Genomic DNA, 14,104 nt, shown 5'->3' with positions numbered 1-14,104 from the left:
GATTAAATGAAAATGATTGTCATGAGATCTGGTCTTCGAGCTGTCCTCGCCGGTGCCACTGCCCTGGCCACCATCACCCTGGCCGGATGCGGTGGCGCCACCGCCAATGGTTCCGGCGGCGGCAAGCTCGACGTGGTGGCATCGTTCTACCCGCTCGAGTTCATCGCCCGCACAGTGGGGGGCGACGCGGTGAACGTCACCACCCTGACCGCCCCCGGTGTCGAGCCGCACGATCTGGAGCTGACGCCGAAGCAGGTCGGCTCGATCGCCGCGGCCAAGCTGGTCGTGTACGAGAAGGACCTGCAGCCGGCCGTCGACGAGGCGGTCGCCCAGAACGCGAAGGACGCCGGGTTCGACGTCGCCCCGGCCGCGCAACTGGAGGCGACCGGCGCCGACTTCGAGGAGCACAAGGACGGCGCCGAGGCCGCGCACGACACGAAGGCGCTCGATCCGCACTTCTGGCTCGACCCGGTCCGGTACGCGGCCGTCGTCAAGGCGGTCGAGGACAAGCTGGCCAGCGTCGACAGCGCGAACGCCACCGGGTACCACGAACGCGCGAAGGCACTGCTCGATCAGGTCGGCAAGCTGGACACCGAGTACAAGACCGGGCTGGCGAACTGCAAGCTCAAGACGTTCGTGACCAGCCACGAGGCGTTCGCGTACCTGGCCAAGCGGTACGGTCTGACGATGGTCGGGATCGCCGGATTCACCCCGGACGCCGAGCCGACCCCGACCCGGATCAAGGAGGTCCAGGACATCGTGAAGGCCCAGCACGTGACGACCATCTTCTACGAGGAGCTGGTCAGTCCGAAGGTGGCCGACACGATCGCGAACGACGTCGGCGTCAAAACCGCTGTGCTGAGCCCGATCGAGGGGCTTTCGGACGCGAACTCCAAGGAAACCTACCTGACTCTGATGCAGGAGAACCTGCGCGAACTCCAGAAGGCCAACAGCTGCTCGTGAGTACCGAAACCGACTCCCCCCAGGCCGTTCAGGTCGCCGATCTTTCGGTCGACCTGGGCGGCCGCCTGGTGTTACGAGGCATCGACCTGCAGGTCCGGCAAGGCGAGGTGCTCGCCGTGCTCGGCACCAACGGGTCCGGCAAGTCCACGCTGATCAAGACCGTCGTCGGACTGCTGCCGGCGGCTCGGGGTGAGGTGCGGCTGTTCGGCACCCCGGTCCCCCGATTCCGCCAGTGGCGCCGCGTCGGGTACGTCCCGCAGCGGATCACCGCTGCCGGCGGCGTCCCCGCGACCGTGTACGAAGTGGTCTCGTCCGGTCTGCTGTCGAAGCGGAGGTTCTTCGCTCCACTCGGTGCCGACGGCAAGCAGGCGATCGAGCACGCGCTCGAAGTGGTCGACATGGCCGATCGGCGCAAGGACGCGGTTGCGGAGTTGTCCGGCGGGCAGCAGCAGCGCGTACTGATCGCGCGGGCCCTGGTGTCCGACCCGGAGCTACTGGTCCTGGACGAGCCGACCGCGGGTGTCGACCTGGCCAGCCAGCAGATCTTCGCGGATGCGATCCGCGAGCGGGTCGAGCGCGGTACGACGGTCGTAATGGTCAGCCACGACCTGGGGCCGATGGACGCACTGATCGACCGCTCCGTAGTGATGCGCCGCGGCCGCATCGTCTACGACGGTCCCCCGCACGCCTCGCAGACCCACGCCCACGTACACCACTCGCACACCACTGAAGACTCAGGCTGGCTCTCCTCATGACCATGTTTCAGCTGGAGTTCATGCAGCGGGCTCTGATCGCCGGACTGCTCACCGGGCTGTCCGCACCGGCCATCGGTACGTACCTGGTGCAGCGGCGGCTCTCGTTGATGGGTGACGGGATCGGGCACATCGCCATCACTGGTGTGGCGCTTGGCCTGCTCACCGGACAGGCACCCGTACTGACCGCAGTGATCGTGTCGATCGCCGGTGCGACGGCTATTGAGCTAGTACGGTCTCGTGGCAAGGCAACTGGTGACGTAGCGCTCGCATTGCTCTTCTACGGCGGTATTGCGGGCGGCGTACTGCTCATCGGACTAGCAGGACAAGGCGCCGCGACACTGAACACCTACTTGTTCGGTTCACTCACTACGGTGTCCCAGAGCGACCTGTACGTGGTAGTCGGCCTGGCTGTTGCTGTGCTGGTAGTAGCGATCGGTCTAGGGCCCCAGCTGTTCGCGGTGTGCCAGGATGAGGAGTTCGCGCGTACGACTGGGCTCCGCGTGCAACTGCTCAACTTGGTGATCGCTGTGATGGCCGCAGTGACAGTAACTGTGGCGATGCGGACAGTAGGCCTGCTGCTGGTCAGTGCACTCATGGTGGTTCCGGTAGCGACCGCACAGCAGGTGACGCGGTCGTTCCGGAGTACGTTCGTGACCGCATGTGTGATTGGTGTGGCCGCGTGCTTGGCCGGCATCGTCACCTCGTACAACGCCAATGTCGCGCCGGGCGCAACCATCGTCGTACTGGCCCTGGCCGGCTTTGTCGTAGCCGCCACGGTGGGGACGCTGCTGCGCCGGAGGGCCGGGCGGAACCGCCCGCTCGCGGACGAGGAGCCAGAGGTCGGAGTACCAGCTCCGGCACCGCATGTGGTCAGTGCCGGGCACCCGCACGCACACAACCCGGCCTGCGGCCACCAGAAGGTCGAACACGGCGACCACGTCGACTACGTCCACGACGGGCACCTGCACGCGGCGCACGGTGATCACTGGGACGAGCACTGAGTTGCTGCCGAGTTGCTGAGTTCTGAGAGACTGGGAGGCGGCATGGAGAAGACAGGAGGAACGGTGGCTATCGGAACACGCTCGACCCGTCAGCGCGCGGCGGTCGCGCACGCGCTCGACCAGATCGACGACTTCCGGACCGCTCAGGAGATCCACCTGGAGCTCCGGTCCGCCGGTGAGGCGGTCGGCCTGACCACCGTCTACCGCACTCTGCAGGCGCTCGCGGACTCCCGCGAGGTCGACGTACTGCGCACCGCCGACGGCGAGACCGCGTACCGGCGCTGCTCGAAGGGTCACCACCACCACCTGGTCTGCCGCAACTGCGGCCGCACCGTGGAGGTCGAAGGGCCGGCCGTGGAGCGCTGGGCCGACAAGGTGGCGGCCGAGCACGGGTACACCGACATCAGCCACACCCTGGAGATCTTCGGCACCTGCCAGGAGTGCCAGAACACCTAACCTGTGTCGCAGGTCACCTTTGCGTTTGAGCGCACTCAAAGGCGTACGGTCGAAGACATGAACGCGACCGACCTGCTCACCGCCCCGGACCGCCGGCAGGCGATCCTGGACCACCGCTCCGAGCTGCCCCCGGTCGATCCGGACCTGCTGCACCTGCTCGAGCTCCCCGACGATCTGCCCGAGCAGCTGTCGATCGCCGAGGCCGCCGAGCTCACCGCCCTCACCGCGCACACCCTGCGGTACTACGAGCGGGTCGGCCTGGTCAGCGTCGGCCGGGACGCGGCGGGTCACCGCAGCTACGACCGGCAGGCGATGGCGCGGATCGTGTTCGTCACCAGGCTGCGTGCCTCCGGGATGTCGATCGGCGCGATCAGCCACTACCTGCAGCTCGTACAGCAGGGCCCGGACACCGAGCCGGAGCGGCTCGCGCTGATGCAGGAGCACCGGGCGAGCATCCAGCGGCAGCTGCGTGAACTGCAGCTCGCCCTCGCGGTGACCGACTACAAGATCACCGTGTACGGCGGCACCGCCGCCCCGTAACAACCCTTCTCGCTACGCAGCCGGGCCGTCGATGCGACGTTCGGACGGCGGAGCCATGCCATGAACTGGAGATTCCGATGAAACTGGGTAATCAAGGCGCCGAGGTCAGCCGGCTGGGACTGGGCTGCATGGGGATGAGCTACGCGTACGGCGAGCCCGACGACGCCGAGTCGGTCGCCACACTGCACCGCGCGCTCGACCTCGGCATCACCTTCCTCGACACCGCCGACATCTACGGCACCGGCGCCAACGAGGAGCTCGTCGGCCGGGCGATCGCCGGCCGCCGGGACGAGGTGTTCCTGGCCACGAAGTTCGGCATTGCCGGCAATCCGCTGACCGGGTCCAACGCTGTGAACGGCTCACCCGAGTACGTCCGCTCGGCGATCGACGCGTCGCTGCGGCGCCTCGGTGTCGATCACGTCGACTTGTACTACCAGCACCGGATCGACCCGGACGTACCCGTCGAGGACACCGTCGGGGCGATGGCCGAGCTGATCGAGGCGGGCAAGGTCCGGTACCTCGGGTTGTCCGAGGCGTCCGCGGAGACGATCCGCCGGGCCCACGCGGTGCATCCGATCACCGCCGTACAGTCCGAGTGGTCGCTGTTCAGCCGGGACATCGAGGAGTCGGTGGCGCCCGCCTGCCGGGAGCTCGGCATCGGGATCGTGCCGTACTCGCCACTCGGGCGGGGCATGCTGACCGGCGCCCTGCCGAAGGACCTCGCGGCCGACGACTTCCGCCGGACGCTGCCCCGCTTCGACGCCGCGAATCTGGACGCGAACCTCGCGCTGGTCGACGAGATCCGCGCGATCGCCGGCCGCTACGACGCGACCGCCGGCCAGGTGGCGATCGCCTGGGTGCTTGCCCAGGGCAATGACGTGGCGCCGATCCCGGGCACCAAGCGGCGGCGGTACCTGGAGCAGAACGCCGGCGCGCTCGAGCTGGAACTGTCCGCCGCCGACCTGGCCTCACTGGCGAAGCTGGCACCGATCGGCAACCGCTACCCGGACATGGCCTGGGTCGCCGGACGGTCCGCGCCGCAGGGTTGATAAACTGTGCACAGTAAGCCTCCTACCGGACTCTTCCGGCGGGAGGCTTTGCTGCGTTCTGAACCCTTTGAGGAGACCAATGTCTGATCTTGTGGTGCGTCGCGTCGAGCCTTCCGACCGGACCGTGATGGAGCGGCTCTGGCTGCTGTTCCGGCACGACATGTCCGAGTTCCAAGGGCAACTGCCGAAGCCGGACGGCAGCTACCGCACCGAGTGGCTGGAGAACGTCCTGACCGGTGACCCCGAGTGGGCCGGGTACCTGGCGTCGCTCGGCGAGAACCCGGTCGGCTTCTGCTTCATGCGTGCGCTGCAGCAGCCGGTCCACGTACTGAACGCGTTCTTCATGGTGCGTCCGGTACGCCGCGGTGGTCTGGGATTGCGGGCAGTGCAGGAAGTACTGTCCCACCACCCTGGACCGTGCGATGTCGCGTTCCAGGGGAACAACGAGAAGGCGGTCCGGTTCTGGCAGCGGGTCGCGACCGAGGTGTCCGGCGACGTGTGGACGCAGGAGACCCGGCCGATCGCCGGCAAGCCCGACGCGACACCGGACCTGTGGATCTCATTCAAGGTGTAGTGGCAGGCCGAAGTACCCGAACAGGTCCCGGTCGAAGAACGTGATGTTGTGGCTGATCCCCGTCCCGTCGACGGTGAAGACCTGCAAGCTGTGCGCCTGAAACCGCCCGTCGTCGCCGCGTACGTACGCGCCGGCGGCGGGCTGGCCGTTCGCCACGGTCGGCAGCATCCGCCAGGCCGTGCCCCGGAGCGCGTACACCCGCTCCATGAACTCGCCGTACGCCTCCCGCCCGACGAACCAGAGCGGCGCGGGCGGCATCTCCAGCACGACGCGCTCGGTCAGCAAGCGCGTCAGGCCCTGTACGTCGGCCGCCTCGAAAGCACGGACGTAGTCGTCGACAACCGTACGGATCTCGGCTGGTTCAGCTACATCCTCTTCCTGCAGGTCGATCTCGGCGAGCCGGGCGCGGGCACGTTGCAGGGCACTGTTCACCGAGGCAGTGGTGGTTTCCAGCGCCTCGGCGACCTCCGCGGCCGGCCAATCCAGGACATCACGCAGGACGAGGACCGCGCGCTGCCTCGCCGGCAGGTACTGCATCGCGGCGACGAGTGCGAGCCGCAAACTGCCCCGCGTACTCAGCGCATCCGCCGGGTCGGTCGGGAACGGCTGCAGCCAGGGCACATCCGTCATCGGCTCGATCGGCGCCTGCGCATCGTCCGAGGCACCGACCAGTCCGGACGGAAGCGCCCGGCGGCCGCGCCCTTTCAATGCGGTCAGGCAGACGTTGGTCGCGATCCGATAGAGCCACGTACGCATCGAGGCGCGAGTCCCGTCGTACCGGTCGATCGCCCGCCAGGCCCGGAGCAGGGTCTCCTGCACCAGGTCCTCGGCGTCGTGCACCGATCCGAGCATCCGGTAACAGTGCGTCAGCAATTCCCGCCGGTACGGCGCCACCCGCGCCTCGAACTCATCACGCTCCATGAACGTACGTACTCCCCCCGGACCGCAAACTCATCGGGCTCAGAAAACGACGACCGACCTGAGTACGTCGCCGTGATGCATCTTCGCGAAGGCGTCCTCGACCTCTTCCAAGGCGATCGTCTCGGACACGAACCGGTCCAGCGGCAACCGGCCTTGAAGATGCAGGTCGATGAGCATCGGGAAATCACGGCTCGGCAGACAGTCTCCGTACCAGCTGGACTTCAGCGAACCACCGCGGCCGAAGAAGTCGAGCAGCGGCATGTCCAGGCGCATCTCCGGCGTCGGCACGCCGACCAGCACGACGGTGCCGGCCAAGTCGCGGGCGTAGAACGCCTGCTTCCAGGTCTCCGGTCGGCCGACCGCGTCGATCACCACATCCGCGCCGAACCCACCGGTCAGCTCCTGCACCGCCGCGACGACACCGTCGTGGTCGAGGCCCTTCGTGTTGAGCGTGTGCGTCGCGCCGAGCTCGGTCGCAGTCGCGAGCTTGCGCTCGTCGAGATCGATCGCGATCACCTTCGCCGCACCCGCCAGCCGGGCGCCGACCACCGCGGCCGTACCCACCCCGCCCGAACCGATCACCGCGACACTGTCACCGCGGCCCACGTTGCCGGTGTTGATCGCAGCGCCGAGGCCGGCCATCACCCCACAGCCGAGCAGGCCGGCCACCTCGGGCTTCGCGGCCGGGTCCACCTTCGTACACTGACCGGCCGCGACCAGCGTCTTCTCCGCGAACGCGCCGATCCCGAGCGCCGGGCTCAGCTCGGTCCCGTCCGCGAGCGTCATCTTCTGCTCCGCGTTGTGCGTGTTGAAGCAGTACCACGGCCGGCCGCGCAGGCAGGCGCGGCAGTTACCGCACACCGCGCGCCAGTTCAGTACGACGAAGTCCCCCGGCTGGACGTCCGTGACCCCGGCACCGACCGACTCCACCACCCCGGCCGCCTCATGCCCGAGCAGGAACGGGAAGTCGTCGTTGATCCCGCCCTCCCGGTAGTGCAGGTCCGTGTGGCAGACCCCACACGCCTGCACCTTCACGACCGCTTCCCCGGGACCGGGATCCGGGATCGTGATCTCCTCGATCGTCACCGGCGCACCCTTGCCCGCCGCCACCACACCACGCACCGTCTGAGCCATCCCCCGAACCTAACCGCCCCACCCCTCCCCCGCTACCCGTGTACCCAAGAACAGGACGTAGTCACCTACGTATACCGCCCGCCACGCCTGACTCCAGCCGCCGAACGCCCATCGGGTCCACCACCTCCTGTCGTTACGTCCGTGTCCACCGGTTGGGGGACATGGGGTCCACCGGGTGGGGCTCCCGGGGAAGGGGCGCGGGACGCGAGGGTTGAGGCATGGAGAACGACAACGCAGTGCGGGTGCGCGGCCTGGTCAAGCGGTATCCGGACAAGGTCGCGGTCAACGGTGTCGACCTCGACATCCACCGGGGCGAGGTGTTCGCCCTGCTCGGCCCGAACGGCGCCGGAAAGACGACGGCCACGGAGATCCTGGAGGGGTATCGCCGGGCCGACGAAGGTGAGATCAGCGTGCTCGGGACCGACCCGGCGCTCGGCGACCGGCACTGGCGGGCGCGGCTCGGGATCGTCGCCCAGAGCAGCCGGGACGAGGCGGAGCTGAGCGTCGCGGAGATGGTCTACCACTTCGCCGGGTACTACCCGTCGCCGCGCGACCCGGAAGAGGTGATCGCCGCGGTCGGGCTGGAGGAGAAGCGCAAGACGCGGACGCGGAAGCTGTCCGGCGGTCAGCGCCGCCGGCTCGACGTGGCGCTTGGGGTGATCGGCAACCCCGAGCTGCTGTTCCTGGACGAGCCGACCACCGGGTTCGACCCGGAGGCCCGCCGGCAGTTCTGGACATTGATCAAGGAGCTCCGCACCGAGGGCACCACGATCCTGCTCACCACCCACTACCTGGACGAGGCCGAGCACCTGGCCGACCGGGTCGGTGTGATCGCCAACGGCAAGATGGTCGAGGTCGCCACCCCGGACACCCTCGGCGGCCGTGGTGCCCGCACCGCGCGGGTCTCCTGGCTGGCCGCGGACGGCCCGCGCGAGCTCCGCACCGACCGGCCGAGCGCCGAGGTCGCGCGGCTGCTGGCCGAGTACGGCGGCGAGATACCCGAGCTGCAGGTCCGCCGGCCAAGCCTCGAAGACATCTACCTGGAACTCATCGGTTCGGTGGACGCCACCGCCCCGGCCCTGGAAGGAGCGCTCAAGTGAGTGCCGTACTGCCGTCGCCGCTCAAGGTCGGACTGTCCCGGACCGGGATCGAGGTGAAGGAGTTCTTCCGCGAACGCGAGCAGCTGATCTTCACATTCTTCTTCCCGATCATCTTCCTGGGCATCTTCTCCGCCGTCTTCAGCGGCACCGACTTCTCCGGCGGCGTCACCGCCGCCACCTACTTCACCCCCGGAATGATTGCCTCCGGCATCTTCCTGACCAGCTTCCAGTCGCTCGCGATCGCGATCGCGGTCGAGCGCGACCAGGACACCCTCAAGCGCCTGCGCGGTACGCCGATGTCGCCGCAGTCGTACTTCATCGGCAAGATCGGCCTGGTCCTGGTCACCTCGGTCCTGCAGTTCGCGCTACTGCTCGCGATCGCCGGACTACTGCTCGGCGTCGACATCCCCACCGAGCCGTCGAAGTGGCTCCGGTTCGTCTGGATCTTCGTACTCGGTACCGCATCGGGTTCGGTGCTGGGCATCGCATTCTCGGTCGTACCCAAGTCCGGCCGGGGTGCGCCCGCTGTCGTCACCCCGGTGGTCCTGCTGCTGCAGTTCATCTCCGGTGTGTACTTCGTGTACAGCAGTCTGCCCGCGTGGATGCGTACGGTGTCGGAGTTCTTCCCGCTGAAGTGGCTTGCCCAGGGGATGCGGTCGGTGTTCCTGCCGGACGGGTACGAGGTGAACGAGCCGGGTGGTTCGTGGCAGCTCGGCACCGGTGCGATCGTGCTGTCGGTCTGGCTGGTCGTCGGGCTGTTCCTTGCGCAGCGGCTGTTCCGCTGGACCCGCCGGGACGCCGGCTGATGAAGGAGTTCCCCGGTACGGCGCCCGCTCGCGCGGAGCGCCGTACCGACTTGTCCTGGGCTCCCGCCTGGACCGGGCCTCGTGTGTGGGTTCTGGTGTGGAGGAAGATGGGGTCCGTGGACAGCACACGCAGCGGCGCCGGACAACCGGTGTGGACCCGGGCAATCACCGGGTGGCACATCGTGTTCTGGGTGCTGCTGGTGATGACAGTGGGGTTGTCGTTCACCGGCGACCTCAGTGGTACGCGGCAGTTGATGTACTTGGGTACGGCGGTGGTGCTGGGGATTGCGTACCAGTTCATCGGTCTTCCGGCGGTGCGGTCGCGGCGGAAGCTCCCGTCGTACGCGTATCGGCTGGTGCTGATCGCGGCACTGATGATGCTGATCGGGCTGTACCCGCAGTCGGTGTTCCTGATGTTCATCGCGTCGGCGCAGATCTGGTTGCTGTGCGAGGACGTCCGCGAAGGGATCGGGCTCAGCCTGCTCCTGGTCGTCGGGGTGGGTACCGCACAGCTGTGGAGCGCGGGGTGGGGCTGGAGCGCGTTCTGGAGCATCCTGCCGTGGATGCTGGTCAGTCTGGTCGTCAGCCTGCTGTTCGGTATCTGGATCGAGAAGGTGATCACGCAGAGCCAGCAGCGCGCCGAACTGATTGAACAGCTCGAGTCGGCGCGGGACGAGTTGGCCGAGGCGCACCACAGTGCGGGCGTGATGGCGGAGCGGGAGCGGATGGCGCGGGAGATCCACGACACCCTCGCTCAGGGCATGACGAGCATCGTGATGCTGTCCCAGGCCGCGTCGGCCGAGTTGGCGCGTGGTGGCACGTCCGGGACGGCGGCTCGGTTGGCGGCGATCGAGGACACTGCTCGGGAGAACCTGGCGGAGGCGCGGGCGTTGGTTGCCGCGTTCACCCCAGTTGCGTTGTCAGAGGCAACGTTGACCGAAGTGCTGCGGCGGCAGGCGGAACGGTTCGCGGCCGAGACCGGCGTGGACGTGAAGGTCGCGTTGGACCTTGCCGATGAGGAGGTCACGGCGTTGCCCCAAGCGCAGCAGGTGGTGTTGCTGCGGTCCGCCCAGGAGGCGCTGGCCAACGTACGCAAACATGCTGCTGCTACCCAGGTACTGATCACGCTGGGGTTGTCGGCTGATGGAGTGTGGATCGAGATCCGGGACGACGGGACCGGGTTCACGCCTGGTGCTGAGTCCGGTGGGTTCGGGTTGAACGCTATGCGGGGGCGGGTCGAGGAGTCGGGCGGATCCGTGCAGGTGGAGAGCGCGCCTGGGCGGGGTACGCGGGTCCAGGTACTGGTGCCGGCTCTGCAGGAGGACGCGTGACGGCTTTGCGGGTGGGCGTGATTGATTGTGGTTGTGGCGTTGCGGGAGGGTGAGTGATTCGGGTTCTGGTGGTCGATGATCATCCGGTGGTGCGGTCCGGACTGAGTGGGATGTTGTCGGTGACCGAGGACATCACGGTCGTCGGCGAGGCCGGTGACGGTTCGGAGGCGCTGGCGATCGTCGAGTCGACGCGGCCGGATGTCGTACTCATGGATCTGCGGATGCCCCGGATGGATGGGGTCGCCGCTACCGGGGCGATCGTTTCCAGGTACCCGGAGACTCGGGTCTTGGTGCTGACGACGTATGACACCGACACCGACATCCTGCACGCGGTCGAGGCCGGAGCAGCCGGCTATCTGTTGAAGGACACCCCGCACACCGAGCTGCTGAACGGAATCCGCGCCGCCGCCCGCGGCGAGACAGTCCTCGCCCCGCCGGTCGCGGCCCGCTTGATGTCGCGCCTACGAGCACCGGCGCCGACGACCGCCACGGCACCATCACCGCGCGAACTGCAGGTCCTGGCAGCCGTCGCCCGCGGCCTGAGCAACGCGGAAATCGGCCGCGAACTTTTCATCGGCGAAGCAACCGTAAAAACCCACCTTCAACGCCTGTTCGCCAAACTCGACGTCGACGACCGAACCCACGCAGTGACGGTCGCCATAGAACGCGGCCTACTCCCGTCCCCCGGCCGCTGACCCACGGCCCAGGACCACCCACCGACCGGCCACCTCCGAGCCGAACCGCCGCCTCAAGCCGACCCAAGGCCGCGGACCAGCCGCCGCCTCAAGCCGACCCACCGCCGCGGACCAGCCGCCGCTTCGGCCAGCCGTCGGCTGCGCGTCAGCGGCTGCGTGTCAGCGGCTGTCGCGGTGGTTGTCCCGCCCTTGCGTACCTGACTCCGGCCGGTACTCCTTCGCCCCCATCGAGTTCTCACCCATCGGCTGCCCACTCGCCCACGCAACCCGCGGATCCACCGGCGACTGCGCCGCGGTAGCCGGTGACTGCGCCGCGGTAGCCGGTGACTGCGCCGCGGTAGCCGGCCCGAACTTCGAGGCCGAGTACCCAGCCGCCCGAAACGAGGCCGCCAACTCCGGATCACCCTCCACCGCAGCGGCCTGCACCTCGGCAGCCGGCGGCTGAGCAGCTTGCGGCTGAGCGGCTTGAGGCTGAGCGGCTTGCGGCTGAGCGGCCGATGGCTGAGCGGCTTGTGGTGCGGTCGCTTGCTCGGCGGCTTGCGGCGGCGGGGCGAGTAGCTCCGTGATCCGCGACACCGGCGCGGCCGCCTGCGGCGCGGCCGCCTGCTGCCCGGCGGCTTCGAACTGGGAGCTCTCGAGCCTGCTGCCGGAGACCGCTTGTGGCGCGGCGGCCTCGAACCGGGAGGTCTCGAGCCTGGTGCCGGCGACCTCTTGTGGCGCGGCGGTTTGAGGGATCCGGGAGGTCTCGGGCCCGCCGGCGGGCCCGGTGTTTTCGGGCGCCGGCTGCTCGGCTGCCTTCCTGGCGGCCTCAGCGGCCGTGTTGGCCATGGTTATCGCGAGCTCGACGGTCTCGGATCGGCGCCCCTCGCCCCGGCTCAAAGTTTCGTGCAGCGACTGAACCGCACCACGCGCGCTCCTGATCCCACGCTGCGCATCCACTGAGGCGTCCGTCACCGCGCGCGAGTGCGCGTTACCGCCAGCTTGCTGCTGCGTCTTCGCCAGGTCGGACACTGCGCGCCGCGCCTGGCCGAGCTCCTTGCCGGCACTCTCGAGCTCTTCGCGGGCGTTCTCGGCCGCACGCTTGAGCTCGACCAGGCCCTCACCGAGTTGCCTCGACGCGGCACCCTTCCGGCCAGTCAACTGCTCGAGCTGATTGAGTTGGTCGAGGCCTTTGTCGAGACCGTCGACGGTCTCTTTCAGCTGCTGGTCGTCGGCGGCCAGCCGGTCCCGCACCTGCCCGAGAATCTTGCCCAGATTCGCCGCCGTTTCCTGCGCGGAACTGTACGACGTCCGCACCGCGGCATCGGCGGCCGCGATCTTGTCGTCCCGCCTGGCCCGCGTCTCGACATCCTCACCGCCCCGCGCCGCGTAGGCGTTCCGGGCCTCGCCCTCGAGCTGCAGCAATCCGGTCACGGCGCCCAGCTGCGTGGCATCATCCAGCCGACGCCCGAGGGCCGCGCCGAGCTTCGTCGGGTCAAGGTCGTCGGACAGCGCGTCCAGCAGCCCGCGGGTACTCGCCATCGCGGTCGCGATCGCCTCGACGTGCTGAGCGTACGCCGCTTCGTCAGCCATCGGTGCCTTCCTTCGTGCGCTGTTCGTTCTCGGCCAGGGCGGCGCGCATCTTTTCGGCTACCTGCCGGACCTCTTCCTGGGCCGCCCGGAGTTGCCGTTCGACCGCTTGCTGCGGAGTCTCCTCCGCGGGCTGATCCTGCACGTTACCGTCCCCGTTCGTGTCGTCTACTGCCACATCGAGACTAGACGGCGCGCCGGTCATTCCGGTTCCCGGGGTTTGCTGACGACTCAGTTGCCGGCGGCTCAGTTCTCGGCGGTTCAGTTGTCGGCGGCAACCTGATTCGGGATCGCGCCACCGTACCGGCGGTCCCGCTGCGCGTACAGCTCGATCGCCCGCCACAGATCGCGCCGGTCGAAATCGGGCCAGAGCGTGTCCAGGAAGACCATTTCCGCGTACGCGAGCTGCCAGATCAGGAAGTTGCTGGTCCGCTGCTCACCCGAGGGCCGGATGTACAGGTCGACCTCGGGGATGTCCGGCGCGTACAGGTGCCGGCCGATCGTCTTCTCGGTGATCCGGTCCGGGTTGAGCTTGCCCTCGGCAACATCCCGCGCGATCGACCGCATCGCGTCCGCGAGCTCCGCCCGGCCACCGTAGTTCACGCAGAACTGCAAGGTGATGGTGTCGTTGTCCTTCGTACGCTCCTGGGCGTACTCGAGTTCGTCGATCACGCTCTTCCACAAGCGCGGGCGCCGGCCGGACCACACCACCCGTACGCCCATCGCGTCCAGCTCGTCGCGGCGCCGGTGGATCACCTCGCGGTTGAACCCCATCAGGAAGCGCACTTCCTCCGGCGACCGGGCCCAGTTCTCGGTGGAGAACGCGTACGCCGAGATGTACTTCACCCCGATCTCGATGCCGCCCTTGATCACATCCAGTAACGAAGCCTCACCGGCCCGATGCCCCTCGGTCCGCGCCAGCCCCCGCTGCTTGGCCCACCGCCCGTTCCCATCCATCACGATCGCCACATGCCGAGGCACCAACTCCCGAGGCACCCCCGGCACCCGAGCCCCCGAAGGATGCGGCTCCGGCGCGACCACCACCTTCTTCTCCGCCGCGCCCGTCCCAACCACCCGTGCCCGCCGACGCCCAATAGGAGACATACCTCAAAGTCTCCCATCCACCCCCGCCACCCGATCCACCCTCCCTGGCACCCCGCCAACCACCCCCCACAGCAACCTGCAACCTGTGGATAACTCCCCGCTCCGA

The 14,104-nt window shown here is 68.2% G+C and carries 16 protein-coding genes; 11 read left to right on the top strand and 5 right to left on the bottom strand.

The window, feature by feature from the left end:
- Window positions 1-21: 21 nt before the first annotated feature.
- The 7 genes from ABD260_RS19690 (at window position 22) to ABD260_RS19660 (ending at window position 5,338) form a co-directional block, all read left to right on the top strand.
- Window positions 22-963 (top strand): metal ABC transporter substrate-binding protein, encoded by a 942-nt coding sequence (locus ABD260_RS19690; RefSeq protein WP_344235062.1) that lies wholly within the window; start codon window positions 22-24, stop codon window positions 961-963.
- Window positions 960-1,718, top strand: coding sequence for a metal ABC transporter ATP-binding protein (locus ABD260_RS19685; RefSeq protein WP_344235061.1), 759 nt, complete (start codon window positions 960-962; stop codon window positions 1,716-1,718). Before ABD260_RS19690 ends, ABD260_RS19685 begins: the two co-directional genes overlap by 4 nt.
- The gene (locus ABD260_RS19680) at window positions 1,715-2,719 is read left to right on the top strand and encodes a metal ABC transporter permease (RefSeq protein WP_344235060.1); all 1,005 of its coding nucleotides are present in this window, start codon (window positions 1,715-1,717) and stop codon (window positions 2,717-2,719) included. The genes ABD260_RS19685 and ABD260_RS19680 overlap by 4 nt, the downstream gene beginning before the upstream one ends.
- A gap of 63 nt (window positions 2,720-2,782) precedes the next feature.
- The gene (locus ABD260_RS19675; RefSeq protein ID WP_344235059.1) at window positions 2,783-3,175 is read left to right on the top strand and encodes a Fur family transcriptional regulator; all 393 of its coding nucleotides are present in this window, start codon (window positions 2,783-2,785) and stop codon (window positions 3,173-3,175) included.
- A gap of 57 nt (window positions 3,176-3,232) precedes the next feature.
- Window positions 3,233-3,715 carry a MerR family transcriptional regulator gene (locus ABD260_RS19670; RefSeq protein WP_344235058.1) on the top strand — a complete coding sequence of 161 codons (483 nt, stop codon included), beginning with the start codon at window positions 3,233-3,235 and terminating at the stop codon, window positions 3,713-3,715.
- Between the two features lie 77 nt (window positions 3,716-3,792).
- On the top strand, window positions 3,793-4,764 hold the full coding sequence (locus ABD260_RS19665) for an aldo/keto reductase (RefSeq protein WP_344235057.1): 972 nt from the start codon (window positions 3,793-3,795) through the stop codon (window positions 4,762-4,764).
- A 79-nt stretch (window positions 4,765-4,843) separates the two neighbouring features.
- Entirely contained in the window at window positions 4,844-5,338 is a 495-nt protein-coding gene (locus ABD260_RS19660) for a GNAT family N-acetyltransferase (protein ID WP_344235056.1), read from the top strand.
- On the opposite strand, the gene ABD260_RS19655 is transcribed toward ABD260_RS19660, so the two are convergent.
- Entirely contained in the window at window positions 5,324-6,259 is a 936-nt protein-coding gene (locus ABD260_RS19655; protein WP_344235055.1) for a sigma-70 family RNA polymerase sigma factor, read from the bottom strand. The genes ABD260_RS19660 and ABD260_RS19655 overlap by 15 nt on opposite strands.
- A 39-nt stretch (window positions 6,260-6,298) precedes the next feature.
- Window positions 6,299-7,393, bottom strand: a complete 1,095-nt coding sequence (locus ABD260_RS19650) for an S-(hydroxymethyl)mycothiol dehydrogenase (protein ID WP_344235054.1) — start codon at window positions 7,391-7,393, stop codon at window positions 6,299-6,301.
- A 218-nt stretch (window positions 7,394-7,611) separates the two neighbouring features.
- Between ABD260_RS19650 and ABD260_RS19645 the strand changes: the two genes are divergently transcribed.
- From ABD260_RS19645 to ABD260_RS19630, 4 genes are all read left to right on the top strand, one after another.
- Window positions 7,612-8,493 carry an ABC transporter ATP-binding protein gene (locus tag ABD260_RS19645; protein ID WP_344235053.1) on the top strand — a complete coding sequence of 294 codons (882 nt, stop codon included), beginning with the start codon at window positions 7,612-7,614 and terminating at the stop codon, window positions 8,491-8,493.
- Window positions 8,490-9,299, top strand: a complete 810-nt coding sequence (locus ABD260_RS19640; protein ID WP_344235052.1) for an ABC transporter permease — start codon at window positions 8,490-8,492, stop codon at window positions 9,297-9,299. The genes ABD260_RS19645 and ABD260_RS19640 overlap by 4 nt, the downstream gene beginning before the upstream one ends.
- A gap of 107 nt (window positions 9,300-9,406) precedes the next feature.
- On the top strand, window positions 9,407-10,630 hold the full coding sequence (locus tag ABD260_RS19635; protein WP_425553357.1) for a sensor histidine kinase: 1,224 nt from the start codon (window positions 9,407-9,409) through the stop codon (window positions 10,628-10,630).
- Window positions 10,631-10,683: 53 nt separating this feature from the next.
- Window positions 10,684-11,325: a response regulator transcription factor gene (locus ABD260_RS19630; RefSeq protein ID WP_344235050.1), complete on the top strand. Its 642-nt coding sequence runs from the start codon at window positions 10,684-10,686 to the stop codon at window positions 11,323-11,325.
- A gap of 159 nt (window positions 11,326-11,484) precedes the next feature.
- Here the strand turns inward: ABD260_RS19630 and ABD260_RS19625 are convergent, their stop codons facing one another.
- The 3 genes from ABD260_RS19625 to ABD260_RS19615 form a co-directional block, all read right to left on the bottom strand.
- Window positions 11,485-12,897 carry a hypothetical protein gene (locus tag ABD260_RS19625; RefSeq protein WP_344235049.1) on the bottom strand — a complete coding sequence of 471 codons (1,413 nt, stop codon included), beginning with the start codon at window positions 12,895-12,897 and terminating at the stop codon, window positions 11,485-11,487.
- Complete coding sequence (locus ABD260_RS19620) at window positions 12,890-13,072, bottom strand: hypothetical protein (protein ID WP_344235048.1); 183 nt, start codon at window positions 13,070-13,072, stop codon at window positions 12,890-12,892. The genes ABD260_RS19625 and ABD260_RS19620 overlap by 8 nt, the downstream gene beginning before the upstream one ends.
- An 83-nt stretch (window positions 13,073-13,155) precedes the next feature.
- Window positions 13,156-13,998, bottom strand: coding sequence for an isoprenyl transferase (locus ABD260_RS19615; RefSeq protein WP_344235047.1), 843 nt, complete (start codon window positions 13,996-13,998; stop codon window positions 13,156-13,158).
- Between the last annotated feature and the right edge of the window lie 106 nt (window positions 13,999-14,104).

This window comes from Kribbella hippodromi (genome assembly GCF_039531045.1).
Lineage (GTDB): Bacteria > Actinomycetota > Actinomycetes > Propionibacteriales > Kribbellaceae > Kribbella > Kribbella hippodromi.
Note: the sequence above shows the minus strand (reverse complement) of the source record. Positions and strands in the feature narration are given on the sequence as shown.